We start from the raw sequence: 23,266 nt of genomic DNA on the forward strand, positions 1-23,266 counted from the left end.
GATTATTTCGTGTTTTTTACAAGTTCAAGGAATTGAGATTCTAAAGACAGTTTTTTCTTCATTAAATGAGATAAGAAAATCCCTTTTTCAGCCAGTTTCTGATTCAGAGCTGAAGCCGAAATCGAAGCGTCATCACGAATCTGAGCTTTCAGAATGTCACCATCTTGTTTTATCGCAGTAAACCATTGAAGTTCCTCCAAAGCTTTTAGAAGCAGATTGTTGTTGTCTGATTTTAGTTCAAAATAACCATTATTTGCAGTTATTTCGTCCACTCTTCCACAGTACAGTGAGCTTCCTTCTTTCAAAACAATTACGTGGCTGCATATTTTCTCAATCTCATCCAGCAGGTGGCTTGCAATAATGATCGTAATACCTTGTTTTGCAATATTATTAATGATTTCACGGATCTGGATAATACCTTCCGGATCAAGACCGTTTGTCGGTTCATCAAGAATTAAAACTTCAGGATTGTTCAGCATGGCAGAAGCGATCGCAAGACGTTGCTTCATTCCCAGAGAATAGGTTCGGAACGGATCCTTTTTTCTTTCCAGAAGATTAACGGTTTTCAACACTTCATCGATTCTCGAATAAGGAGTTCCTTTAATTTCTGCAACGATTTTCAGATTCGTTTCTGCATTTAAATAAGGGTAAAAATTCGGCTGTTCGATAATTGCCCCGATTTTTTTCAATGTATCGGGATCGGTGCCTTTTTTTCCAAACCAATACCATTCACCACTTGTAGGATTAATTGTTGAAAGCAACATTCCGAAAGTAGTGGATTTTCCACTTCCGTTGGGTCCCAAAAGTCCGTAAACATTACCTCTTTCTACATCAAAGGAGATATTATCTACTACGGTTCTCTTGAATTTTTTAGTCAAATTCTTTACTGACAAAACTTTTTCCATGTAATTTGTTTTACATAGTAGTAGTCTATATAACTTAAAAAATGTTACAAATAATATTATAAATCAACAAATTTTAATGTTTAAAAATATTAAATTTGATAGAATTAATCGGTAATTATGAAGTTAATTGATCTGGCAAAAGAACTTAATGTTTCTGCCGAAGCTATAAAACAATTCATTCAGGATTTCGACCTTGAACTGGTTGAATGTGTGAGTCTGAATTTCGATGTAAAAAAAGATTTTGAAAAATTTATCCGCGAAAATATTGATTTTTTAAAGGTTTATGAAAAAGATTTAGATAAAACAAAAACGCTCGAACAAATCGCTGAAACGATCAATCAGCCTAAAGAAAAGATAGAAAAAACCATTAAAGAAACAACCCCGAATATTTTTGATAACGGATTATTTAAATCTTCCATTTCAAGTTATGGGATTGATAATAAGCTAGGGGGTAATTATCAGTTTGTCTACGATTATTTTGGACATAAAACAAGCCTTCAAAAGAGAGATTTCATTGGTTACAGAGACTTATTTTTCTATATTTCAAGTGTGTTGGAACCGTTTTTAAACCCACAGCAGATTAAAGATTGGGGAATTAATAAACCTGCGGGAATTATTTTGTACGGACCGCCGGGAAGCGGGAAAATTTTCTGGGCAAATAAAATTGCGGAAATTATAGGGTATAAGTTTAAAGAAGTTAAAAAACACTCTCTCGGAACATCTTTTGTGGACGGAAATCAGACTAATTTCAATGATTTTCTGGTATCAATAATGAAGGAGAACAAAGTTCTGATGTTTTTGGAAGATTTTGATGAAATCATGATGGAGAGAAAAGCGGAAAACAATGTTGCTTCATGCAATCTTGAAACTCAGGAAATTATTCTTCATTATATTTCAAAATTCGAACAGGAAGATTTGCTAATGGTCGGTTCAGCTAATTCTGTCGCAGAAATTGATGAAGAAATTCTGGCTCCCGGAAGATTCGATGTGATGGTTCCTGTTTTTCCTCCGAATTTTGCAGAAAGATCAGAAATTATATTGTATTCAATGACCAGAAACCTTGAAAAAGATTCTCTTCTATTTAAAATTTTAAAGAACAATAAAGCTGATAAAATTCCTTTCTGGCATGAAGTTTCCTCACAAATGAAGGTTTTCAGCAACACGATGCTGATCGATTTTACCCAAAGTCTGAAAAAGAGAATCAAAAATCTGTATCAAAGAACAAAAAATGAAAATCTTAAAATTGATCAAACCCTTTTAAATGGAGCTTTAAGAGATGCTAAAGGAAAACTGACTGAAGAATATTTGGATCAGGTTGCAAGATTTTTGGGTGATGCTATTATTAACAATTTTGATCAGTTTCAATACAGAATTCAAAGTTTAAAAACTGAATTGGATTCTTATAAAGTTGTTGAAGAACCCAGAAGAGAAATTGGGTTTCACCATAATGAAGAAGAAAATGGAAAAAACCAGGGATAAAAAGGTATAACTCAAAACTCATCAATTATTATTCATTACCAATTACTTATTATTTATGGTCAGCGTTTGGGAGCTTGAAACATTTTTCAGAAAACGTGATATTATCATTGTCGGAGCCGGTTTTACAGGGCTTTGGACGGCAATTTCGATTAAAGAGAAGCATCCTGAAAAATCAGTTTTGATTATTGAAAGAAATTCGATTCCGTTGGGAGCTTCGACCAGAAATGCCGGTTTTGGATGTTTCGGAAGCCTGACGGAAATTGTTGCCGATACTGAAAAAATGGGCTGGGAAAAAACGGTGGAATTGGTGAAGATGAGGTTTGACGGATTACAGAAAATTCAAGCATATTTTAAAAATTCGGAAATCGATTTTGAATTAAACGGAGGTTTTGAGATTCTCAATAATGATAAACCTTTACAAAGAATTGATGAGGTTAATGAAAAACTGAAATCAATCACCGGAATTGAAAAAACATATTTTTTAAATCAAAATAAAATCAAAGAATTCGGACTTGGAAAATCTGAATATTTAGTTGAAAATCCATGTGAAGGAAGTTTGCATTCCGGGAAATTAATGCAAAAGTTATTAGAAAAATGCCATGAATTAAAAGTTGAATTTCTCTTCGGAACAGAAGTGAAAAATATTGTTGAAAATTCAAACGAAATTGAAGTTCAGCTGTCAGAAAATCCTTCAATTAAATCAGATAAAATTGTTCATTGCACCAATGCTTTTGCTTCAAAATTTTTAAAAGGAGAAGAAATTATTCCGGCTCGCGGACAAATCATCTTAACCGAACCGATTGAAGATTTAAAATTAAAAGGAACTTTTCATTATGACGAAGGTTTTTACTATTTCCGAAATCTTGGAAACAGAATTTTATTAGGTGGAGGAAGAAATCAGGATTTTAAAACAGAAGAAACGACAGCTTTTGAAACAACGGAATTTTTGCAGAATCATCTGGAAATTTTTTTAAAAGAAGTAATTTTACCCAATCAAAATGTTGAAATTTTTCTTCGTTGGTCGGGAATCATGGCAATGGGTTCCGAAAAAATTCCGATTGTAAAACAGCTTTCAGAAAGACAATTCTGTGCAGTTCGACTTTCGGGAATGGGCGTTGCGCTGGCTCCGAAAATCGGTGAAATTGTTGCGGAAATGATTATATTTTAATGATTTTTAATTAAAGTGGTTTTTTGCTAAACCAAAAGAATTAGAACATTATTTTTTCTTTGATTTAATTTTTTTTTGAACGAAATCCACAATCAGTGAAAATCGGTTTTATTGCTATCAAAACAAATATCCGTATTTTTGCAAAAAATAAACATTCGTGATCAACAACGACCATATAAAAGACATTCAGTCCAGAATTGAGGACCTTCATAAATATCTTCAGATTGATAAAAAGAAGATAGAAATATCCAATGATGATGAAAAAACAGCCGCTCCTGAATTTTGGGATAATCCAAAAGAGGCTGAAGCATTTCTGAAAGTGCTTCGTTCCAAGAAAAAATGGGTGGAAGCTTATGAGGAAATCAACACTCAGTTTGAAGATTTACAGGTTTTAATGGAATTTGCCAAAGAAGATCCGGATTCTGAAAAAGAACTCGATACAAGTTTCCCTCAATTAGTCGAAAAAATCGAAGATCTTGAGTTTAAAAACATGCTTTCCAATGAAGGTGACGAGCTTTCTGCTGTTCTTCAAATCACTGCAGGAGCAGGAGGTACAGAAAGTTGTGACTGGGCTGCAATGCTGATGAGAATGTACACGATGTGGTCTGAAAAACAAGGCTATAAAATCCGTGAACTGAACTTTCAGGAAGGTGAAGTTGCAGGTGTGAAAACCGTTACATTGGAAATCGACGGAGAATTTGCTTTCGGATATCTGAGAGGGGAAAACGGGGTTCACAGATTGGTAAGAATTTCACCTTTTGATTCTAATGCAAAACGACATACAAGTTTCGTTTCAGTCTATGTTTATCCGTTGGTGGATGATACAATTGAAATTAATATTAATCCTGCCGATATTTCATTTGAAACGATGAGGTCTTCCGGGGCGGGAGGTCAGAACGTAAACAAGGTAGAAACCGCTGTTCGTCTTCGTCACGCACCGACAGGAATTATCATTGAAAACTCAGAATCGCGTTCACAGCTTCAGAATAAAGAAAAAGCGATGCAGTTGCTTCGTTCCCGATTATATGAAATGGAATTGGAAGAGCGTCTGAAAGCACGTAACGAAATTGAAGCCAACAAAATGAAAATCGAGTGGGGAAGCCAGATAAGAAATTACGTAATGCACCCTTATAAATTGGTAAAAGATGTACGCTCAGGACACGAAACTTCTGATGTGGATGCCGTGATGAACGGAAATCTTACACCATTCCTTAAAGCTTTTCTGATGGCGGATGGAACAGCAGTTTCTGATGATGATATGGAGTTATAAGTCAACTTTAAAATTTCGTTAAAATCGTATAATAAATTTCGGATTGACGTTTATTAATCCTATTTTTGTTACTTATCAAAATGTATGGAAGATTTCAATAGCTGGAAAGATTTATTAAACCCAGAATTTTATATCGATAATGGTGGATTCTGGTTGATTTTATTCATTATTTTTGCCGAAACAGGTTTATTTGTAGGCTTTTTTCTTCCGGGAGATTCACTTCTTTTCGTATCAGGAATTTATGCCGTAAAAATTATTTCAGAAACTTTCGGATCTACAGGAAGCGATTTCTTAGATACTACTATATTGGCTTCTTGTGTTGCAATTGCTGCAATTATTGGTAATGAAGTCGGGTATTATTTCGGACGTAAAACAGGTCCTGCTTTATATAAAAGGAAAGATTCTATGCTTTTCAAGAAAAAGTATCTTTATCAGGCTCATGATTTCTTTGAAAAAAATGGGGCTTTGGCAATTATTATGGCGAGATTTTTACCTGTTGTAAGAACTTTTACACCGATCGTTGCAGGAATTGTAAGGATGGATAAAAAAGAATTCTTAAGAGATAATATTATCGGAGCCGTTTTATGGTCATTCTTATTAATTTTTGCGGGACACTACCTTGACAAATTATTTATGGATCAGTTCGGTATTGATCTTAAAAAGAAACTGGAATTGATTATCATTGTTATTGTTTTAATAACGACAGTGCCGGTAATTATCAAGTTTTTATTTGGGAAAAAAGAAGACTTTTCCAAGTATGAAAATCATGATTTTGACGAAGAAAATAAATAGAACAATTCAATAAATTATACTTATAACCTGCTTTTTGAAGCAGGTTATTTTTTTGTATTGTTATTCTAAACAGAGATGCTTCGAAAAGCTCAGCATAACATCGCTACAAATTAATTGCTAATAAAAGCACTTAGTATTGGAAATGTCATGCTGAGCGCGAAGCAGTCGAAGTATCTCAATTATGAGCATCAAAATATAAGATTCTTCCTTCGTCAGAATGACAGAATCGTGAAGAACTAACCTCTAAAATCTAACTTCTAATTAATTCTTAATCCATTCCAGAATATTCGGATAGATAATGCTGTCTCTTTTCTTTTTGTTGAAAAATCTGGGTGCATGACCTGTATTTTTCATAAAAATGAATTTATGGGGAATGTTTTGGGCATTTAAAGCAGAATCTAAGGCTAAACCTTGTTTTGGATTAACCAAAAAGTCCTGATTTCCCTGAAATAGCAAAGTCGGAACATTAGAAACATTAGCAATCGGGCTTGCTTTTTTAAATTCCTCAGACAAATTCTGACGATGAAATTTTGCTCCAACAACTTTTTGAATCGTTGATGAAGAATATTTTGAATAAAATGAATTTAAATATTCAGGAGAATAAAAATCTGTAGGACCGCTCAGAGAAATAATTTTTTTGATATGCTCAGGATGCTGATAACCGTACAATAAAGCAAGATGTCCACCTGCACTTTCTCCCAAAAGAATATAATTATTAGGTTGAAGTTCGGCTTTTCCAGCCAGTTCATTGAATTTTGTAATGACAGAATTAATGTCTTCCAATTGCTCTCTGTACGTGATTTTTTTTGATTTTGAAACCAGCCGGTAATTCATATTAATGCTCGGAATATTATTCTTAAAAAGCATTTTCTGAATCTGGATCATATGTTCTTTTTTTCCTAAAGTCCATGCTCCGCCGTGAACAATCAATACAACCGGAGAGTTTTCAGGATAATCAGACGGAAGAAAAACATCCATTTTTTGTCTCTTGTGTTCGCCGTATTTTAGATTGTAGATTTTCTGTTCATTGTCCGTTCCTACCCAAACTTTAAATTTTCGGGTATTACATGAGTTTAGAACCAAGCCAATTAACCCTAAAATAAAGAAATGGTACTTAAGAATCAGCTTTTTCATAGAATAAATGTACAGAAAATTAGGTTTAAAACTATATTTTGGAATATGATTTTCGGCATGACAACTGCAATTCTGATTTATTGAAGCAACTTTAATTTCTTGTAAAACCTTTTATAATCATACAATAAGTCGAATTAAATAATTATTTTTGCTCATTAACAATTATTAAAAAAATATTAAAATCTTATGGCATCTGGTTTTTTTGCGATTTTGGATGATATTGCGGCTTTAATGGATGATGTGGCGGTTACGAGTAAAATAGCAACTCAAAAAACGGCAGGAATTCTTGGAGACGACTTAGCTGTAAATGCTGAAAAAGCAACCGGTTTCCTTTCTTCAAGGGAAATTCCTGTGTTGTGGGCGATCACAAAAGGATCTTTCATCAACAAATTAATCATTCTGCCTGTCGTATTTTTGCTTAACTGGCTGTATGCTCCGGCAATTAATTATGTATTGATTCTGGGAGGATTGTATCTGGCTTTTGAAGGGGTTGAAAAAATTATAGAGTTTCTTTTTCACCGTGATAAAGAAGGTCATGAAGTGGTAGAAGAAATTATAGAAGACGAAAAAAGTGCTGAAGAAATAGAAAAAGCAAAGGTAAAATCGGCAATTACCACAGATTTTATTTTATCGATTGAGATTGTAATCATTGCTTTGGGAACGGTATTAGAAGAAAGCCATCCTTTCATTACGCAGATTTTAGTGACGAGCCTGGTTGCATTTATTGCCACTGTGGGCGTTTACGGAATCGTTGCGCTTATTGTAAGAATGGATGATGCGGGATTTAAATTAATCAAAAAAAGTAATGATAAAGGGTTCTTCGGAAAGCTCGGACATTTATTGGTGAAGGCTTTGCCAATCGTTATTAAAGCTTTGGGAGTAATTGGGACGATTGCTTTGATCATGGTAGCCGGAGGGATTTTTGCACATAGAGTAGAATATCTTCACCATTTTTTGCCATCTTGGTCTTCAAATGAAATTCTTGTTATTGTAAAGGAAATTATTCTTGGACTTGCAGGAGGATTGATTGTGGTTGCTCTTTTCACAATAGGTAAGGGTGCTGTTTCTTTAGCTAAACGTAAATAGAAGATTAATAAATAATAATTAAAAAGCTCGGTTTCAGGAATTGAAACTGAGCTTTTTTGATTTTAAATGTAAAGTTTAAAAAAATTAATCTTTTTCATTCACTGGCTAAATCGTCAAATAAATATTTCGGATTTTCTTGTGCATAACCGATTTAAAAAAGATCATGAATTTTTTCCTGGAACGAATTCTCGTAATTATTACTTACGAAGACAGAGATTTTTAATTTAATTGATAATTCATAATCACCAGCCTTAAAATAAAATGAACAAAATCCTGCTCTGCATCATTCCTGTTGATGAGATGATTTTTATATTCGTAAGACTGCAAAGTTTTTAATAATCTCTTATAGATGTCAAGATCACCGTCTTTAACTTTGATTTTAACATTACCGTCTTTTCTTTGTACAATCTGGTCGTCTAAAGTTCTTACTTTAAATACAACTTCGCATGATTTTGGCATAAGGCCATAATATCTTTCTACAATATTAACTTTGAAGGCATCAAAATAAATTGTATTAAAAATAAGATTAGCGGTAGATTCTGGTGTATGGAGTTGAAGCTTATAGTTCATGTGAAATTTTTACAATAGGTGCAATAAAGATATTCAAATTTTAAAAAATAGGGTTTCTTCTTAAGTTAAAAAAAGAGACTTTAAAAAAAGCCTCTTTTACGATATTTTAGTTGAATAAATCTTTCACTTTATCGAAGAAGGTCTTTTCCTTTCCGGAAGGTTCTGCAACCATTTCTCCGCTGGACATCTGCTTTTCGAAGAAATCTTTTTGTTCTTTCGTAAGCTTTTGTGGTGTCCAAACGTTGATGTGGATAAACATGTCACCTTTTCCATAACTGTCGATACTTGGAAGACCTTTTCCTGCCAATCTTAAGATTTTGCCGGATTGAGTTCCCGCGTCAACAGTGATTTTTACTTTTCCACCAACTGTCGGAACTTCTTTTTTCGTTCCTAAAGCAGCTTCTGCGTATGAAATATATAATTCCTGGTGAAGATTATCACCTTCTCTTTTAATTACTTTGTCTACTTCTTCCTCTACAATTACCAATAGATCGCCCGGAATTCCGCCAAAAGGAGCATCGTTACCTTTTCCTCTTACATTGAGCTGGATTCCGTCTCTTGCACCTGCAGGAATATTAATGGTGATTTCTTCTTCATCTTTTACCAAACCTTGAGCATTCGCTCCAGCCGGAATTTTATCTGCAACTTTCCCGATTCCCTGACAAGTTCCACAAGTTGTCTGAGTCTGCATTTGACCGAACATCGTGTTCATCACTTTCATTTGAACACCTGAACCGCCGCAAGTAGGGCAAGTTTTTGAAGTGGCACCTTCCGCCATCTTCATTTTTTTTACTTTGATGGTTTTTTGAGTACCATTGACCATTTCTTCAAGGTTCAGCTTGATTCTGATTCTTAAATTAGAACCTTTCACCTGCTGACGACCACCGCCGCCACCAAATCCTCCGAAACCGCCACCGCCGAAAATATCTCCAAACTGGCTGAAAATATCTTCCATGTTCATTCCGCCGCCGAAACCACCGCCGCCAAAGCCGCCGTTTCCGCCAACTCCTGCGTGACCGAACTGATCGTATCTTGCACGTTTCTGTTCGTCACTTAATACTTCATATGCCTCTGCAGCTTCTTTAAAACTTTCCTCAGCTTCTTTATCACCCGGGTTTTTATCCGGGTGAAATTTGATAGCCATTTTACGGTATGCTTTCTTTATTTCGTCGGCTGAGGCAGATTTGCTGATCTCAAGAACCTCGTAATAATCTCTTTTTGACATGTCTTTTTATAATTGATTATTGATAAATGAAGCTTATTGCCTAAAGCTATTGCTCACAGCATTTATCATTTATTAATATTAATTACCGGTAACTACTTTTGCAAAACGAATCACTTTATCACCTAAAGTATATCCTGTTTCTATTACATCTACAATTTTTCCTTTCAGATCTTCTGATGGAGCAGGAATTTGGGTGATAGCTTCGTGGAAATCTACATTAAAACCGTCTCCGGCTCTTACTTCCATTGGTTTCAAGCCTTTTTCAGTCAGTTTATTTTTGAATTTGTTGTAAATTAATTCAACACCTTGAAGGTCGGCAGGATTTCCGTTTTTAGCAATCTCTTTAATCGCTCTTTCGAAATCGTCCAAAACACCAAGCATAGAAACCATCATATCCTGATTAGCATACTGGAAGAATTCCATTTTTTCTTTTGAAGTTCTTTTTTTATAGTTTTCGAACTCAGCGTACAATCTGATGTAACGGTCTTTCTCTTCTGCCAAAAGTTCCTCAGCAGTAGGTTGGGCTGTCACATTTTCTTCAATTATTGCTTCGTTCTGAATATTCGTATCTTGTTGATTATTGATGCTTTCTTCGTTGATATCCTGATTTTCCATATTTCAATCTTTATTTTCCTTTTTATTGACAAAGATTCTGCCAAAGAAAAAAACCGTGACATTTCGGCAGAAAAGTGAATTGTAGTTTTTAGCCCCGATAGTAGCGGTTACCCCACAGCAAGCCCTTCGGCAGGCTCAGGACAGGCTGGCTTACGAGGAGTATGAGCGGATAGCGGGAAATAGCTTCTGAAAAATAAAAAATGCTGCAAATCTTTAGAGATTTAAGTGTAGGGATTAATCATTAGATGTTAAATAATATGAAGAGGCAAAAAATAATTACAATAGATAAACCATATGGTTCTTTGTGATTAAAAACCGTAAATTTGCGCCATGAATAACGATACCATTTGTGCGCTGGCTACTGCCAATGGAGTAGGTGCTTTAGGAATTATCAGAGTTTCGGGTAACGAAGCTTTATCTGTCGTTCAAAAATCTTTTCCTGCAAAAAAACTGGAGAAACAGAAGTCTCATACGATTCATTACGGATATTTTGTGGATGGAGAAGAGGCGATTGATGAGGTAATGCTTTCGATATTTTTGGCACCTAAAAGTTTTACGACGGAAAATTCTGTGGAAATTGCTTTTCACGGTTCTCCGCACATTGGAAAACGTATTCTTGAAACTTTAATTAAAAATGGGGCAAGAATGGCAAAAGCCGGAGAATTTACACTTCGGGCTTTTATTAATGGTAGGATCGATCTTTCTCAGGCTGAGGCAATTGCAGATGTAATTGCGTCTGAAAATGAAGCTTCGAGAAAAGTGGCTATAAATCAGCTGAAAGGTGGAATTACCAATGAGATTTCGTTTTTAAGAACTGACTTATTAAATTTTGTTTCATTAATTGAATTAGAATTAGACTTTGCAGAAGAAGATGTAGAATTTGCAGACAGATCGGCTTTGGTTGGATTATTAAATAAAATTGAAGTAAAATTAAATTCCTTGATTGAAAGCTTTCAATACGGAAATGCTATCAAAAATGGAACTGCGGTTGCCATCATCGGAAAACCGAACGCCGGAAAATCGACTTTGTTGAATGCTTTGTTAAAGGAGGAAAGAGCGATTGTCAGCAATATTGCAGGAACGACAAGAGATACGATTGAAGAAATTTTGCATATTAAAGGTCACGCTTTCCGTTTGATCGACACGGCAGGGTTGCGTGAAACGGTTGATGAAATCGAGGCAATTGGGGTGAAAAAAGCCAAAGAAAAGGTTGAAAATGCCAATATTCTGGTGTATTTGGCTGATGCTGCAACAGAAGATTTTTCAGAAGATATTGAGATGATTATATCTTTGCAAAGAGATGATTTGAAGTTAATTATCTGTGCTACAAAAATTGATGAGGTTGTACCCACCCAATATGAAAAAGTGGAAGATATTTTCAGAAATTCAATATCTCAGGAGTTTGATTTTATTAAAATTTCAGCCGTCGAAAATCAGAATATTCAGGATCTTAAGAATGAATTGTCTTCTTATGTCGAGCAATTAAAATCTGCAGAAAATAATGTTGTAATCACCAATCAGCGTCATTTTGAAGCTTTAGGAAAGTCTTTGGATGCTGTAAATAAGGTAAAGGAGGCTATTAGTTTTCAAATTTCCACGGAGTTGTTAGCTTATGAATTGAGAAATGCTCTGGAACATCTTGGTGAAATATCAGGCGAAGTAACGAATGATGAAGTATTGGGAAATATTTTTTCTAAATTCTGTATCGGAAAGTAAATGTATTTTTCTTTACTTTCTTTTGATTACTTTGAAAAAAAACAGGAGAAAAAGTAAATTCTGTTAATAATTATGGAAGCTTAACCTCTACTTTGGTATAAATATTTTCTGCCAACAGAGGGTGTGTAAGTATCCGGATTTTCAATCTTAAATGTTTTGAAATCAGTTGAATCAATTGGTGTTTTCGTATTAAAATTACTTTTCAATCTTATCGAAAATAAGAGGCATTGTGTTTGGGTCTAAGGCGGTCATATCTACTAATTTTAATGATTTTATCATTTTTAAAGTGGCTGTTTTATAATGCTGAAAATGAGAGGTCTGCAAATGTGATTTATAAGCTTTTTGATCAGCATATACTTCTAATATCCTAATCTGTAAAGGATCTTCTTTTTGAAATATAAGATAAATTACAATGACTCCGGGTTCCAATTTTACGGATTCTGAAGATTCTTTTTGAAGAATGGTTTTGTATTCTTCCAGATATTCCGGAACAATTTCGATTTCAGAAATTCTTACCAGCATATCAGGTTCAATAATTGGTGCAGCAGGCTGACCAATAGTGTTTCTTAAAACATTGGCCTGTGTTTTTCTGAAATACATCAAATGCGGCGATATGCGCTACGGATGCCAGACTTATGACTATGAAGACGGTACACTGGTTTTCATTTCACTCGGTCAGATTTACGGAATTGATGGCAGGAACGATATTATCAAACCGTGGGGCAAAGCGCTGGTTTTTCATCCTGATCTGCTTGCCGGAACGAGTCTCGCCAGACAAATTAAGGATTATTCTTTTTTCTCGTATGAAGTCAACGAAGCATTGCATTTATCTAAAAAAGAGAGGCAAACCATCAACGATTGTTTTGAAAAAATAATGACTGAAATTGACCAAAATATAGACAAACACAGCAAAATACTTATTGTTTCTAATATCGAGCTTTTATTGAATTATTGCATGCGGTATTATGACAGGCAGTTTATCACCAGAACTCATGTTAATAAAAATATCCTGATTCGTTTTGAAAATCTTCTGAAGGATTACTTTACTTCTGGTAAATCGAAAAATTTAGGACTTCCTACAGTTACTTATTGTGCTGAACAACTATTTCTCTCTGCTAATTATTTCGGAGACCTGATAAAAAAGGAAACAGGAAATACAGCTTTAGATTACATTCAGTCAAAATTAATTGATGAGGCAAAAACAATATTGTTTGACCACAAAAAATCTGTAAGTGATATTGCTGATGAATTAGGTTTTAAATATCAGCAGCATTTTACCCGGTTATTTAAGCAGAAGACAGGACTTACCCCGTTGCAATACCGTATCAATGCATAATTAAAGTTATAAATGAAGCCAAAATCATTACAAGACTTTTGTTGCCAGAAGACAGGTAGTAAAAATTTTGTTTAAAATTTTTCATAAAATAAATGTTTTAAATGTCAAGCTGAGACCACTTCTAAAAAATTGGATTGTTTAACATAGATCTATCTGTTGTGAAGATCTTCAACAGTTAGTTTGGCAATATCTTTCACGAGCTGAGTAGGAGAGTTACAGTCGCAATTACTGAATCCTACTATATAAATGTCCTCACTTGGAATATAAACTGCCATTGATTTAAATCCGAAAATGCTTCCTCCATGTTCACGGGTCGGGATTCCGTTGATATTTTTCAAATGCCACCCGTAACCATATTCTATTTCCTGACCACTGCTAAGCTTGTACTTTGTAAAAGCTTTCATTGCATTTTTTTGGGTTAATAATAAGTTTTGATTTAAAGCATTCTGCCATTTAAGCATATCGTCCAAAGTAGACATCAATGAACCTGAAGAAAATGGAACGCTGAAATTAATGGCTGTTTTATTAACGTAGCCAGAACTTTTTTTGTGGTAACCAAATGCCCTGTTCTTGATGATCTTTCTGTCACTGGCATAATAAGAATTAGTCATTCCAGCCTTATCAAATATATTCTTCTTGATAAAATCTTCATACGTTCCCCCTGATACCAACTCAATAATATATCCCAAAACGACATATCCTGAATTATTATATTCAAATTTTTCTCCCGGAGCAAAATCCGCAGGCTCATTCTTAAAGAAATCAACCATTTGTTCAGGTGTCATTTCCTTTTGAGCAATGTCTTGTAAGGCTTTCATTTTCGTAAAATCCTTAATGCCGGAAGTATGGGTCAAAAGATGATGAATGGTGATCTTATCTCCGTTGGGATAGGAAGGAATATAGTTGGAAACAGGATCACTTACTTTTAATTTTCCTTGCTCCTCAAGCATCAGAATAGCAATGGCTGTAAACTGTTTGGTCATGGAACCGATCTGAAATACACTGTTCGTATTCAGTTTGGAGTCCAATTCAAGATTGGCCATTCCGAAAGCTTTTTCATAAATAGGTTTTCCTTTTTTCGCGATAAGGAAAACGCCGCCCGGTCCATTGGTTTCTTTCAATTCAGACTGGATCAGGCTGTCGATTTTTCGATTCAGATCTTGAGCATTCGAAACAACCGAAAACAAAACAATAAAGAATAATAAAAATAATCTTTGCATAGTGGTGTGATTTTATGCAAAGATATATTTATTTATTAATACTATGTAATACAAAGTAGTAAAATTTTAAATTAATTTAATCTTTTAAATGATAACTTTTTCAGCATCTTATTTTTTAATTTAAATCAATAAAAAAGGGAACATCTCTGTTCCCTGATTTTTCAATAATTAAGTTGTGATCACTATTATTTCAGGTTGGCTTTGAAAAATCTCTCCAATTTATCAAAAGGGATCACATCTACTTTATCATAGAGATCTACGTGAACAGCATTTGGGATGATCATCAGTTCTTTAGGTTCTGCAGCTATTTTGTAGATATCTTCACTGAAATATCTTGAGTGTGCATTTTCACCTGCGATTAAAAGCATTGGTCTTGGTGAGATTTCTTTGATGTAAGCCAAAATCGGAATGTTCATTAAAGAAAAGCCGTTTGTCTTTGTCCATCCCGCATTAGAATTGATGGAACGTTCGTGAAAACCTCTTGGTGTTTTGTAATAATCAAAATAATCTTTTACAAATTGTGGTTCATTACCATTCAGTGTATCAGGATTTGGGCAGTTTCCATATTCAGGATTTCTTTTTTCTGCATCTGTCCAACGCTGCAGACTCATTTGCTCAAGAATTTTTGTACGTTCATCCAAAGTTATTTTATCATAATATCCTTTGGATGCAACACGAGGAATATCGTACATACTTGTGGTAGCAACCGCTTTTACACGTTTGTCAATTGCTGTTGCATTCAACGCAAAACCACCAAATCCACAGATTCCGATGATTCCGATTTTGTTTCTGTCTACATTTTTCTGAAGTCCTAAGAAATCTACTGCTGCACTAAAATCTTCTGTATTAATATCAGAAGAAGCGATATTACGCGGCTCTCCACTGCTTTCTCCGGTGTAAGAAGGGTCAAATGCAATGGCTGCAAAGCCTCTCTCCGCCATTTGATTGGCGTAAAGTCCGGAGGATTGCTCTTTCACAGCTCCAAAAGGTCCACTGATTGCCAATGCAGGTAATTTTTCATTTACTGAATTTTTCGGAAGATACAGATCACCACTTAAAACGATCCCGTAACGGTTTTTAAAACTGACCTTCTGACGGGTCACTTTATCGCTGAGTTTGAATGTATAATGTTCTGCTTGTTCTGTTGTATTCATTTTAGTTGAATTTTTAAGTAATGAATTTTGTTTTTTCTGTGCCGTCAGCTGACCTAAGGTTAGTAAAGATGCGGCAATGATCAATGATATTTTCTTCATTTTTTTTCTAAATTTTTATTGTTACATAATAGAGTTACTGCTGTCAAAATGCAGAATAGCAACACTGTTTATTACTCAGTTCAAACGGGCTCATTCTCTATTTTTTTAATGATCTTTGCAGGAATACCACCCACAATGGTATTATTTGGTACATCTTTAGAGACCACAGCTCCTGCAGCAACTATTGCATTTTCTCTGATGGTCACTCCCGGTAAAATAGTAGCACCAGCACCAATCCAGGCTTTTCTTTTGATAATGATTGGCTTTGTGATTAATGCTCTTCTTTCGTTTGGACTTACAGGGTGATTTTCCGTGATAAGATTGACTTTTGGCCCGATGAGGACTTCATCTTCAATGGTAATTCCGCCCATATCCAGAAAAGAACAGGCGTGGTTGATGAAAACATTTTTCCCGATGCTTAAAAACTTTCCGAAGTTGGTATAAAAAGGGGGAAAAACCGTTGTGCTACTATCAATTTCCGTTCCGATAATATTGCCTAAAATCAACCGCACGTCCTCTGTATTATCAGAAGAATTCAACTGTTGAGACAGCTTTAAAGTCCGGGTAACGACCTCATTGATCTTGAAATATTCAGGATCGGTCGTATGAACGATCTCACCCGATCTCAATCTCTCAAAAATGTTTTTTCCGAGTTGATTAGAAAGTATATTATTTCGTGAATCTGACATTTTAATTGAATTTGATAACCAGATACAAAGGTATCGTGACTTAGAACTATGTCGTTAAAGATTATCAAACCAAAGATTAAGAAAATCAAACTTCAGTCAGTCGAAAAGATGTAGGATTGGTTCCTGTTTGTTTTTTAAAGAAATTATTAAAATAAGTTGGATATTCGAATCCGAGTGCATAGGCGATCTCTGAAATGCTCCAGTCGGTATGCTGCAAAAGTGCTTTTGCTTCAGTGACGATCCGCTCGGTAATATGCGATGTTGTGGATTTTCCTGTTACCTCTTTTATCGCACGGTTCAGGTAATTAATGTGTACATTAAGGTGTTGGGCATAATGTTGCGCTGTTTTTAATTTGAGTGGATTTGCAGTGGTCTCAATCGGAAATTGCCTTTCGAGTAATTCCATGAAAACGGATGTTAATCTGGAAGATGCATTTTTGTTGTGTTCGTAATTTTCAGAAGGCTCCATCTTTAAAGATTCGTGAATGATAAGGCTGATGTAATTTCGGATCAGTTCATCTTTAAACACATAATCACTTTCCTGCTCAGCGATCATCTTCTGAAATATGGTGTTGAGAAAGCCTCTTTGTTCTTCTGTGATTTTTAGAACAGGAGTGCCTCCGATCTTAAAAAAAGAAGATTGCTGCAAACTCTCAGAACGTTCGGAATTTTTAAAGAATTCTTCCGAGAAAAGAATAGTGTAACCTACATAGGTTGTAGAGATCGTCTCCCAGGAATATGGGATATGCGGGTTGCCAAAAAAGAGAATCGTTCCTTCCTGCTCATAGGTTTTGTCCGAATAATGAATCTTGCTTTCACCTGTTGTAAGGCAGATCTTATAGAATTCTTTTCTGCTGTAAGTCCGGGTCTCGGCGCCGTCCTGTTCTATTTGAAATGCCTTAAAACCCTGAAGCTTCAGTTCATTATTAAACTCTGAAATTACTCTCGTTACCTTTTCTTTCATTTTACAAAGTTAAGAAATTCAAATATATCTGATTTTAAATAATAACCACTTCCGATATGGACAATTCTTAAATCTTTATAATTATATACCAGCGCAAAGCCCTGCAACAAAATATGTTGCAAGGCCTTACGGTTTAAATGCGAATAGAAGATCAAGAAAGAGACCTTGATTCAATGATCAGGAAATAGGCTACCCGGTCTTTGATTAACCAATTTTCATTTTGTTTCACATAGTAATCATCATATTTTACACTGTAATCGGTCAAAACATCTTTTCCTTCAACCTCTCTGATCATTTTGATCTGAGCGAAGGAAATACCGGTAGCAGTATCCCCATCAATTTTAACAGTATGCTGTCCGTTCAGGGTGAAATATGTTTTCACCTGTGAAGCGTGACTATTGAAATCCCTTTCCATATTTTCCCTTCCCGAAACGTCAGCTACCAAAGCACCATTCATATGGACCTTATAGGTAACATCGGACGTGAATAAATCCATAACCTCGGAGATTTTCCACTCGTCACTTAGGTAAGCGTAATTGTCGATCAGGTTTCTGAGGTCTTCCTTTGTCTTTAAAATTTCTAATGTCATAATTTTGTTATTTAATAAATATTGAAAATTACTTTCTGTAATTATTGTGGACAAAATTATATTATATTTGCTTACAATTTATTAGTCGTTACCTAAAGGTTATGGGCTAATCAAAACCAAAGTTATGGCAGAATCAAAAGAAAATCAAGTAGATAATAAGGCATTTACGGAAGAGTGTCATAAAGTTTTAATGGCTATGTCCGATGCTTTATACGCGATCGGTGGAAAGTGGAAATTAATGATTATCATCGCAATGGCGAGAGGAAATAAAAGATTCACTGAGATCCAGAGACAGGTCACCGGAATTTCTGCTCGTGTTCTTTCAAGTGAATTAAAAGAACTGGAGATGAATGGTTTTATTATTAAAAAAGTAGAAAATGGCTACCCTGTGACCATTGAATATGAATTGCTTCCCTACAGCCATACATTAGAAGAAGTTGTAGGAGCTATGACCAAATGGGGAATGCAGCACCGGGAGAAGATTAAAGCTGAAATGACATCCGATAAATCAGGGAAATAGGATCTTAAAATAATTAAAATATTCATAAGATTCTAATTTTTTGTAGAAGTTTCTTTTCTTTATTATGCATTTGTAGTTTTGAAATTATCACAATAGTGTATTGTGAGTTTCAGGATTTTCCCAATTGAATCAACTTCCGTAAAATCAATGATTACCGGGGATTTTCATTATTGGTTTTTAATACAGATTACAGAAATATCCTTTAACGGTAAAACTATTTATAGTTTGATACTTTACCCATCATTTCCTGTTCTTCCAACACCGCATCTTTTGTAAAGCAAAGCGGGCATGATGGAATTTTGATATTTATATCGTTTTTCAGTGGGAAACATACCTTTAAACATTAATCTGGCAAGCCCAAAAGTATTGGCAAACTTCAAAAAACCACCTGACAACCCCTGATTGACCATTTTGAACAGTTCCGGTGATAGATATTTTTTATCATCAGGACATTGACTATCCACCAATATTACGCCTGCAACATTCTTTTATTTTTTATCTTCGAAGCAGATGGTGTTGATAGCTTTGAACTATATCAGTTAGCTTATTAGAATAGTTTGCCTTATTTCGACTGTACCGCCTGCCAATAGTACTGGGCATTTTTTAGCTACTAAAATGACATCTTCAATGGTTTCAGATTTCATTGTTAAAGTACCATTTACGAAAAGACCCTCTTCGCGAAAATTCTTATGCTCGATTGAAAAGTCATTTTTGATGATCACGCCATCGAAATTTAATTGTGAAATACTATTTAGTTTTACCTGTGATGCAATTAATGCAATGAATTTTTTCCACTGTTGTGCCATCATAGCAGATTGCTCACCCTCAATTTGATAGTCTTGCGGTAATCTGAATAGCAATACAAACTCTTTTAAGTTTCCCATTTCCTCTCAGTTCTTAATTATGGAACAAAAGTATCGGACTCTGCATTTCGAAAAGTTATCCTATGGCAAAAAAGACTACAAAGAAATTTCCTTTCTTATTCGGCTTAAAGATGACTTGGTAATTCCTAAAAAAGTTGCAATATACTGCAATGCTACATTTTGAACAATCTGTGGTTTGTCTTTCAAAAGCTGTATGTATCTTTCTTTGGCCTGGTCTGCAATAATCGATACCCTGTTATTTTTCAGCACAAAATATGAACTTACCAATATCGTCCGGCCATGTTCCCGGAACGTTTCTATACCATGAAAAAGCTGTTGAAAATTTTCGAAATCAATCTGCCAACAAACGCAGTTAGTTAATGCCTGGATATTTTCTCTGGTCGGCGTACGAAGAAAAAATGAAGAATAATCAATCACAATGTCTTCCGAACTGTAAAAGTTTGTCGTAATATCGTTGCCGTTGATATCATTAACAAACGATCTGGCAAAACCGCTTTCTAAAAACCAATAATGATTTTCGGTTTTTCCTTCTTGAAGTAAGTATTCATTTTTTGAAAATTTTACCTTCTTGAATTTTGGAAGTATCGTTGAAAGCTCCTCATCTCTAAAATCATTTTCCGAGAAAATTGTTTTCAAAAATTCTTTTTCCTGCATTTTATTTTTACGTTTATGCGATGACAAAATATCATTAAAATTACATTGAATCTTAGTTTTTTCTGTTATATTTCTGAAAGAATTTACAAAAAAAGCAGGATATAAATCCTGCCCTGTTATATTATCACGTATTTTAATAATTATTCTTATTCCTGTTCCAAATTGGGAGGTATCAGCTTATACATTACCGGTGTTACGATTCTTGAAAGAATAGTAGAACTTATCAGTCCTCCAATCAATACTATTGCTAGTGGTGCTATTTGTGGATTGGGATTCATTGCAATAGGAATAAGTCCACAAATTGCAGTAATGGAAGTCAGAACGACCGGAAGGAAACGTGTTTCACCAGCAATATGAATTGCTTCATCAATGCTTTTTCCTTCCAGACGGAGCTGATTGGTAAAATCTACCAATAAAAGTGAATTCTTCACCTGTATTCCGGATAATCCGATAAATCCTATGATAGAAACCAGAGACATTGGATTTCCGGTGATAAGAAGGAAAATAACACCTCCCAGAACACCTAGCGGAATGATTGATAAAACAATGATGATTCCCTTGAATGTCTTAAACTGGAGTAGCAAAACCCCAACAAAAAGGAATGTACTTAAAATAATTACTGCAAGGAAGTTTCCTCCCAATGCATCTCCCTCAGACTCAGCCTCTCCTGATAATTTGTAATAGTAACCTTTCGGCATTTTTAATTGATCGAGCTGTGGAACAATATCTTTCAAAATATCGTTTGCCAAAACATGATCTTGCGTTAAAGAGGTCACCTTGGCAAATCTGGATTTGTTAAAATGATTAATGGCGGTAGGAGAGGTTTCAAATCCAATGGTTGCAATCTGATCGACTTGAATGGGAGATCCTTGTATATTGTTTACATAAAGGTTCTTTAAAACGTTAAGGTTTGAAAATTTTTCTCTCGGGAGTGTAAGAACAACATTTCTGGAATCTCCTCTGTCATCAATGTAATCACCAACATTTAACCCTGCCACAGCCATCCTGATCACTTTGTCTATGTCGCTGGTTAAAACACCCAGTGAACGAGCTTTCTCTTTGTCAATTTTTATTTTTATATCAGATTTGTAGGTATTGAGTTCGTTATTGATAAAGAATGTCCCGGGATGTTTACGCAATATGTTTTCAACCTGAAAGGATAATGATCTTAAAGTATCCTGATTATCACCAAACACTCTTACCACTATATTTGCCTCGATAGGTGTTCCCTGCTCGAAGTCCTTGACTTCAATTTTAGCATATGGGAAGTTGCTGAATTTATTTCTCAGTTTCCTGATCAGTTCCGTTTTCTCATTCGGATCTGTTTCTTCATCCATCTGTACAAAAACCTGAGCAAAATCAGGCTTAATGTCCTGTTGGTGTACATTATAATAGATCTGCGGATTTCCTTTGCCGACATTGGAAGTATAATAGATAATATCCTTGTGGGTTTTCAATTCATTTTCTATCAAGCGGGTCACTCTGTCACTTTCCGGTATGTCTGCCTGCAGAGGCATTTTGATATTGACTAAAAACATCGGTTTTTCAGAGGTTGGGAAAAGCTTGAATCCAGCCAGTGAAAATAGAAAAAATGCAAGCGCACTCAATCCAAGTGAAATACCTATCGTTATTTTCGGCCATTTTAAAGCTAATGGCATAATACCTTTATAAGAAAATGTAAGGAATTTTTGCAACTTTTGAAGGAAGAAATTACCTTCACCGTGGCTGTGCGTTTTCAGGATTTTACTTCCTACAAATGGTACTAGAGTAAGGGCTACGATCATCGATGCTAATACACTCGTCATTATCGCCATAGGTAAACTGCGGATAAACTCTCCTGCTATATCAGGAAGAAATGCCAAAGGTAAGAATGCAATTACTAGAGTCGCTGTACAACCTACCACAGCAACACCGATCTGTCTGGTTCCTTTGAGTACTGCATCTTTTTTAGTATGTCCTTCTCTCAGCCATCTTTCAATATTCTCAACAACTACGATACTGTCATCGACCAATAATCCCAATGCTACAACAAGTCCGACAATACTTAATTGGTTCAGCGAATATCCTAACATATTCATTACTATAAGACCTAATGCCAATGAAAGAGGAATGGAGATCATCACAATAACCGAGGCTCTTGTGCCTAACGGTAATAGTGTTATAATAACAAGAAATATAGCTAATCCAAAATCAAATCCAAGATGTCCTAATCTCTTGGAAACCATATCCGCCTGATCAAAGCTTTTGATCATTTTAATATTCTCAGGCAGATTGCTGTTGAATTCTTCCAAGACGGGTATGTATTCTTTTTTAACCTGGCTGATATCCACATTATCCTTCATTGCTGCAGTCACTAGGATGCATCTTTGTCCGTTAATACGGGTAATGTGATTGACGATGCCATCTTTGTAGCTTACATCAGCGACATCTTTAAGGTAAATGATCTTGCCGTTTGCATTATAAATAACCGTATTGGCTACATCTCCTACATCCTTGAACTTTCCACTGGTTTTCACATTGAAAACTTTGCTGTCGAGATTGATACTTCCGCCGGGTATGTCTGCTGCCTCACTCTGCAAGCTTCCCATTACTAAATTCAAAGGAATGTGAAGCTGTGCCAGTTTGTCTAATTGCATATCAATACGGATTTCCTGTTCGGGCATCCCTGTATATTTAACTTCCCTAAGATTGGTGATCTTTTCAAGTTTGCTTTTCAGAATGTCTGCATTATCCCGCAAAGTTTTGGAAGATGCAGTGTTTGAAATTAATGCTATCTGAATAATTTTTACATCCGATGATGATATTTTTTCAGTCTTGATCTGATAGATCTCTTTGGGAAGTTCGCTGTTTTTCAGCGCATTGATCTCTGTTGAGATTTCCTGATATTTATTGTCTACATCAACCCCATATTTAAACTTGATCTGTATTGCAGCAACGCCGTCCTCAACAGTTGTTAGGATTTTATCAATATTCTCAAGACCATATATCCTGTTTTCAATAGGTTTTACCACCTGTTCTTCCATATCCTTCGGACTGGTGCCGGGATATATTACTGTTACCAGATATTGAGGCGGATGAGTGGTAGGGTCTTCTGATCGGGGCATTGTTAAAAGTGTAAGGACACCTACTACCGCAACAAGTAAAAAAATGATCAAAGTAAACTGATAATTTTTAACGGCAAAATTTGTGATCTTCAT

The 23,266-nt window shown here is 35.2% G+C and carries 23 protein-coding genes; 8 read left to right on the forward strand and 15 right to left on the reverse strand.

Annotated features, from left to right (window positions below; all coding sequences use genetic code 11):
- Positions 1 to 2 precede the first annotated feature (2 nt).
- Positions 3 to 905: an ABC transporter ATP-binding protein gene (locus ABD745_RS04605; protein WP_344825929.1), complete on the reverse strand. Its 903-nt coding sequence runs from the start codon at positions 903 to 905 to the stop codon at positions 3 to 5.
- Positions 906 to 1,022: 117 nt separating this feature from the next.
- Here ABD745_RS04605 and ABD745_RS04610 point away from each other — a divergent pair, with 117 nt between their 5' ends.
- The 4 genes from ABD745_RS04610 to ABD745_RS04625 all read left to right on the forward strand — a co-directional run bounded on the left by ABD745_RS04610 (position 1,023) and on the right by ABD745_RS04625 (position 5,614).
- Entirely contained in the window at positions 1,023 to 2,384 is a 1,362-nt protein-coding gene (locus ABD745_RS04610) for an ATP-binding protein (RefSeq protein WP_344825933.1), read from the forward strand.
- 55 nt (positions 2,385 to 2,439) lie between these two features.
- The gene (locus tag ABD745_RS04615; RefSeq protein ID WP_344825936.1) at positions 2,440 to 3,552 is read left to right on the forward strand and encodes an NAD(P)/FAD-dependent oxidoreductase; all 1,113 of its coding nucleotides are present in this window, start codon (positions 2,440 to 2,442) and stop codon (positions 3,550 to 3,552) included.
- A gap of 157 nt (positions 3,553 to 3,709) precedes the next feature.
- Complete coding sequence (gene prfB / locus ABD745_RS04620; protein WP_344825939.1) at positions 3,710 to 4,822, forward strand: peptide chain release factor 2; 1,113 nt, start codon at positions 3,710 to 3,712, stop codon at positions 4,820 to 4,822.
- Between the two features lie 84 nt (positions 4,823 to 4,906).
- Positions 4,907 to 5,614 carry a DedA family protein gene (locus ABD745_RS04625; protein WP_344825942.1) on the forward strand — a complete coding sequence of 236 codons (708 nt, stop codon included), beginning with the start codon at positions 4,907 to 4,909 and terminating at the stop codon, positions 5,612 to 5,614.
- 261 nt (positions 5,615 to 5,875) lie between these two features.
- Here the strand turns inward: ABD745_RS04625 and ABD745_RS04630 are convergent, their stop codons facing one another.
- Positions 5,876 to 6,748: an alpha/beta fold hydrolase gene (locus ABD745_RS04630; protein WP_344825945.1), complete on the reverse strand. Its 873-nt coding sequence runs from the start codon at positions 6,746 to 6,748 to the stop codon at positions 5,876 to 5,878.
- Positions 6,749 to 6,934: 186 nt separating this feature from the next.
- Between ABD745_RS04630 and ABD745_RS04635 the strand changes: the two genes are divergently transcribed.
- Entirely contained in the window at positions 6,935 to 7,834 is a 900-nt protein-coding gene (locus ABD745_RS04635; RefSeq protein WP_344825947.1) for a DUF808 domain-containing protein, read from the forward strand.
- Positions 7,835 to 8,053: 219 nt separating this feature from the next.
- On the opposite strand, the gene ABD745_RS04640 is transcribed toward ABD745_RS04635, so the two are convergent.
- The 3 genes from ABD745_RS04640 to ABD745_RS04650 form a co-directional block, all read right to left on the reverse strand.
- Entirely contained in the window at positions 8,054 to 8,404 is a 351-nt protein-coding gene (locus ABD745_RS04640; RefSeq protein ID WP_344825949.1) for a prevent-host-death protein, read from the reverse strand.
- 106 nt (positions 8,405 to 8,510) lie between these two features.
- Positions 8,511 to 9,629, reverse strand: coding sequence for a molecular chaperone DnaJ (gene dnaJ / locus ABD745_RS04645; protein WP_344825952.1), 1,119 nt, complete (start codon positions 9,627 to 9,629; stop codon positions 8,511 to 8,513).
- A gap of 78 nt (positions 9,630 to 9,707) precedes the next feature.
- Entirely contained in the window at positions 9,708 to 10,244 is a 537-nt protein-coding gene (locus tag ABD745_RS04650) for a nucleotide exchange factor GrpE (RefSeq protein ID WP_344825955.1), read from the reverse strand.
- A gap of 330 nt (positions 10,245 to 10,574) precedes the next feature.
- On the opposite strand from ABD745_RS04650, the gene mnmE reads away from it, so the two are divergent.
- Positions 10,575 to 11,960 carry a tRNA uridine-5-carboxymethylaminomethyl(34) synthesis GTPase MnmE gene (gene mnmE, locus ABD745_RS04655; protein WP_344825958.1) on the forward strand — a complete coding sequence of 462 codons (1,386 nt, stop codon included), beginning with the start codon at positions 10,575 to 10,577 and terminating at the stop codon, positions 11,958 to 11,960.
- 195 nt (positions 11,961 to 12,155) lie between these two features.
- Here mnmE and ABD745_RS04660 read toward each other — a convergent pair whose 3' ends face one another.
- Positions 12,156 to 12,560, reverse strand: coding sequence for a putative quinol monooxygenase (locus ABD745_RS04660; protein WP_344825961.1), 405 nt, complete (start codon positions 12,558 to 12,560; stop codon positions 12,156 to 12,158).
- A gap of 13 nt (positions 12,561 to 12,573) precedes the next feature.
- Here ABD745_RS04660 and ABD745_RS04665 point away from each other — a divergent pair, with 13 nt between their 5' ends.
- On the forward strand, positions 12,574 to 13,296 hold the full coding sequence (locus ABD745_RS04665) for a helix-turn-helix domain-containing protein (protein ID WP_344825964.1): 723 nt from the start codon (positions 12,574 to 12,576) through the stop codon (positions 13,294 to 13,296).
- A 149-nt stretch (positions 13,297 to 13,445) separates the two neighbouring features.
- Here the strand turns inward: ABD745_RS04665 and ABD745_RS04670 are convergent, their stop codons facing one another.
- The 5 genes from ABD745_RS04670 to ABD745_RS04690 form a co-directional block, all read right to left on the reverse strand.
- A complete protein-coding gene (locus tag ABD745_RS04670) occupies positions 13,446 to 14,516 on the reverse strand; it encodes a serine hydrolase domain-containing protein (RefSeq protein ID WP_344825967.1) in 1,071 nt (356 codons plus the stop codon).
- A 185-nt stretch (positions 14,517 to 14,701) separates the two neighbouring features.
- Positions 14,702 to 15,769, reverse strand: coding sequence for an alpha/beta hydrolase (locus ABD745_RS04675; protein WP_344825970.1), 1,068 nt, complete (start codon positions 15,767 to 15,769; stop codon positions 14,702 to 14,704).
- Between the two features lie 80 nt (positions 15,770 to 15,849).
- Positions 15,850 to 16,458: a DapH/DapD/GlmU-related protein gene (locus tag ABD745_RS04680; protein WP_344825973.1), complete on the reverse strand. Its 609-nt coding sequence runs from the start codon at positions 16,456 to 16,458 to the stop codon at positions 15,850 to 15,852.
- An 85-nt stretch (positions 16,459 to 16,543) separates the two neighbouring features.
- Positions 16,544 to 17,422: a helix-turn-helix domain-containing protein gene (locus ABD745_RS04685; protein ID WP_344825975.1), complete on the reverse strand. Its 879-nt coding sequence runs from the start codon at positions 17,420 to 17,422 to the stop codon at positions 16,544 to 16,546.
- Between the two features lie 151 nt (positions 17,423 to 17,573).
- A complete protein-coding gene (locus ABD745_RS04690; protein ID WP_047400455.1) occupies positions 17,574 to 18,011 on the reverse strand; it encodes a nuclear transport factor 2 family protein in 438 nt (145 codons plus the stop codon).
- Positions 18,012 to 18,135: 124 nt separating this feature from the next.
- Here ABD745_RS04690 and ABD745_RS04695 point away from each other — a divergent pair, with 124 nt between their 5' ends.
- Complete coding sequence (locus tag ABD745_RS04695) at positions 18,136 to 18,531, forward strand: winged helix-turn-helix transcriptional regulator (protein ID WP_344825980.1); 396 nt, start codon at positions 18,136 to 18,138, stop codon at positions 18,529 to 18,531.
- 233 nt (positions 18,532 to 18,764) lie between these two features.
- On the opposite strand, the gene ABD745_RS04700 is transcribed toward ABD745_RS04695, so the two are convergent.
- The 4 genes from ABD745_RS04700 to ABD745_RS04715 form a co-directional block, all read right to left on the reverse strand.
- Entirely contained in the window at positions 18,765 to 18,995 is a 231-nt protein-coding gene (locus ABD745_RS04700; RefSeq protein ID WP_344825983.1) for a hypothetical protein, read from the reverse strand.
- A 75-nt stretch (positions 18,996 to 19,070) separates the two neighbouring features.
- On the reverse strand, positions 19,071 to 19,415 hold the full coding sequence (locus tag ABD745_RS04705; protein ID WP_344825986.1) for a hypothetical protein: 345 nt from the start codon (positions 19,413 to 19,415) through the stop codon (positions 19,071 to 19,073).
- Positions 19,416 to 19,490: 75 nt separating this feature from the next.
- Positions 19,491 to 20,069 carry a Crp/Fnr family transcriptional regulator gene (locus ABD745_RS04710; RefSeq protein ID WP_344825989.1) on the reverse strand — a complete coding sequence of 193 codons (579 nt, stop codon included), beginning with the start codon at positions 20,067 to 20,069 and terminating at the stop codon, positions 19,491 to 19,493.
- 146 nt (positions 20,070 to 20,215) lie between these two features.
- A complete protein-coding gene (locus ABD745_RS04715; RefSeq protein WP_344825993.1) occupies positions 20,216 to 23,266 on the reverse strand; it encodes an efflux RND transporter permease subunit in 3,051 nt (1,016 codons plus the stop codon).

It is taken from the genome of Chryseobacterium ginsenosidimutans (assembly GCF_039536845.1).
In the GTDB taxonomy this organism is placed as follows: Bacteria; Bacteroidota; Bacteroidia; order Flavobacteriales; family Weeksellaceae; genus Chryseobacterium; species Chryseobacterium ginsenosidimutans_B.

Coding starts and splice junctions, on each gene's coding strand:
- ABD745_RS04605 (WP_344825929.1), bottom strand. CDS start 905: ATGGAAAAAGTTTTGTCAGTAAAGAATTTGACTAAAAAATTCAAGAGA.
- ABD745_RS04610 (WP_344825933.1), top strand. CDS start 1,023: ATGAAGTTAATTGATCTGGCAAAAGAACTTAATGTTTCTGCCGAAGCT.
- ABD745_RS04615 (WP_344825936.1), top strand. CDS start 2,440: ATGGTCAGCGTTTGGGAGCTTGAAACATTTTTCAGAAAACGTGATATT.
- ABD745_RS04625 (WP_344825942.1), top strand. CDS start 4,907: ATGGAAGATTTCAATAGCTGGAAAGATTTATTAAACCCAGAATTTTAT.
- ABD745_RS04630 (WP_344825945.1), bottom strand. CDS start 6,748: ATGAAAAAGCTGATTCTTAAGTACCATTTCTTTATTTTAGGGTTAATT.
- ABD745_RS04635 (WP_344825947.1), top strand. CDS start 6,935: ATGGCATCTGGTTTTTTTGCGATTTTGGATGATATTGCGGCTTTAATG.
- ABD745_RS04640 (WP_344825949.1), bottom strand. CDS start 8,404: ATGAACTATAAGCTTCAACTCCATACACCAGAATCTACCGCTAATCTT.
- dnaJ (WP_344825952.1), bottom strand. CDS start 9,629: ATGTCAAAAAGAGATTATTACGAGGTTCTTGAGATCAGCAAATCTGCC.
- ABD745_RS04650 (WP_344825955.1), bottom strand. CDS start 10,244: ATGGAAAATCAGGATATCAACGAAGAAAGCATCAATAATCAACAAGAT.
- mnmE (WP_344825958.1), top strand. CDS start 10,575: ATGAATAACGATACCATTTGTGCGCTGGCTACTGCCAATGGAGTAGGT.
- ABD745_RS04660 (WP_344825961.1), bottom strand. CDS start 12,560: ATGTATTTCAGAAAAACACAGGCCAATGTTTTAAGAAACACTATTGGT.
- ABD745_RS04665 (WP_344825964.1), top strand. CDS start 12,574: ATGCGCTACGGATGCCAGACTTATGACTATGAAGACGGTACACTGGTT.
- ABD745_RS04670 (WP_344825967.1), bottom strand. CDS start 14,516: ATGCAAAGATTATTTTTATTATTCTTTATTGTTTTGTTTTCGGTTGTT.
- ABD745_RS04675 (WP_344825970.1), bottom strand. CDS start 15,769: ATGAAGAAAATATCATTGATCATTGCCGCATCTTTACTAACCTTAGGT.
- ABD745_RS04680 (WP_344825973.1), bottom strand. CDS start 16,458: ATGTCAGATTCACGAAATAATATACTTTCTAATCAACTCGGAAAAAAC.
- ABD745_RS04685 (WP_344825975.1), bottom strand. CDS start 17,422: ATGAAAGAAAAGGTAACGAGAGTAATTTCAGAGTTTAATAATGAACTG.
- ABD745_RS04690 (WP_047400455.1), bottom strand. CDS start 18,011: ATGACATTAGAAATTTTAAAGACAAAGGAAGACCTCAGAAACCTGATC.
- ABD745_RS04695 (WP_344825980.1), top strand. CDS start 18,136: ATGGCAGAATCAAAAGAAAATCAAGTAGATAATAAGGCATTTACGGAA.
- ABD745_RS04705 (WP_344825986.1), bottom strand. CDS start 19,415: ATGGGAAACTTAAAAGAGTTTGTATTGCTATTCAGATTACCGCAAGAC.
- ABD745_RS04710 (WP_344825989.1), bottom strand. CDS start 20,069: ATGCAGGAAAAAGAATTTTTGAAAACAATTTTCTCGGAAAATGATTTT.
- ABD745_RS04715 (WP_344825993.1), bottom strand. CDS start 23,266: ATGAAGATCACAAATTTTGCCGTTAAAAATTATCAGTTTACTTTGATC.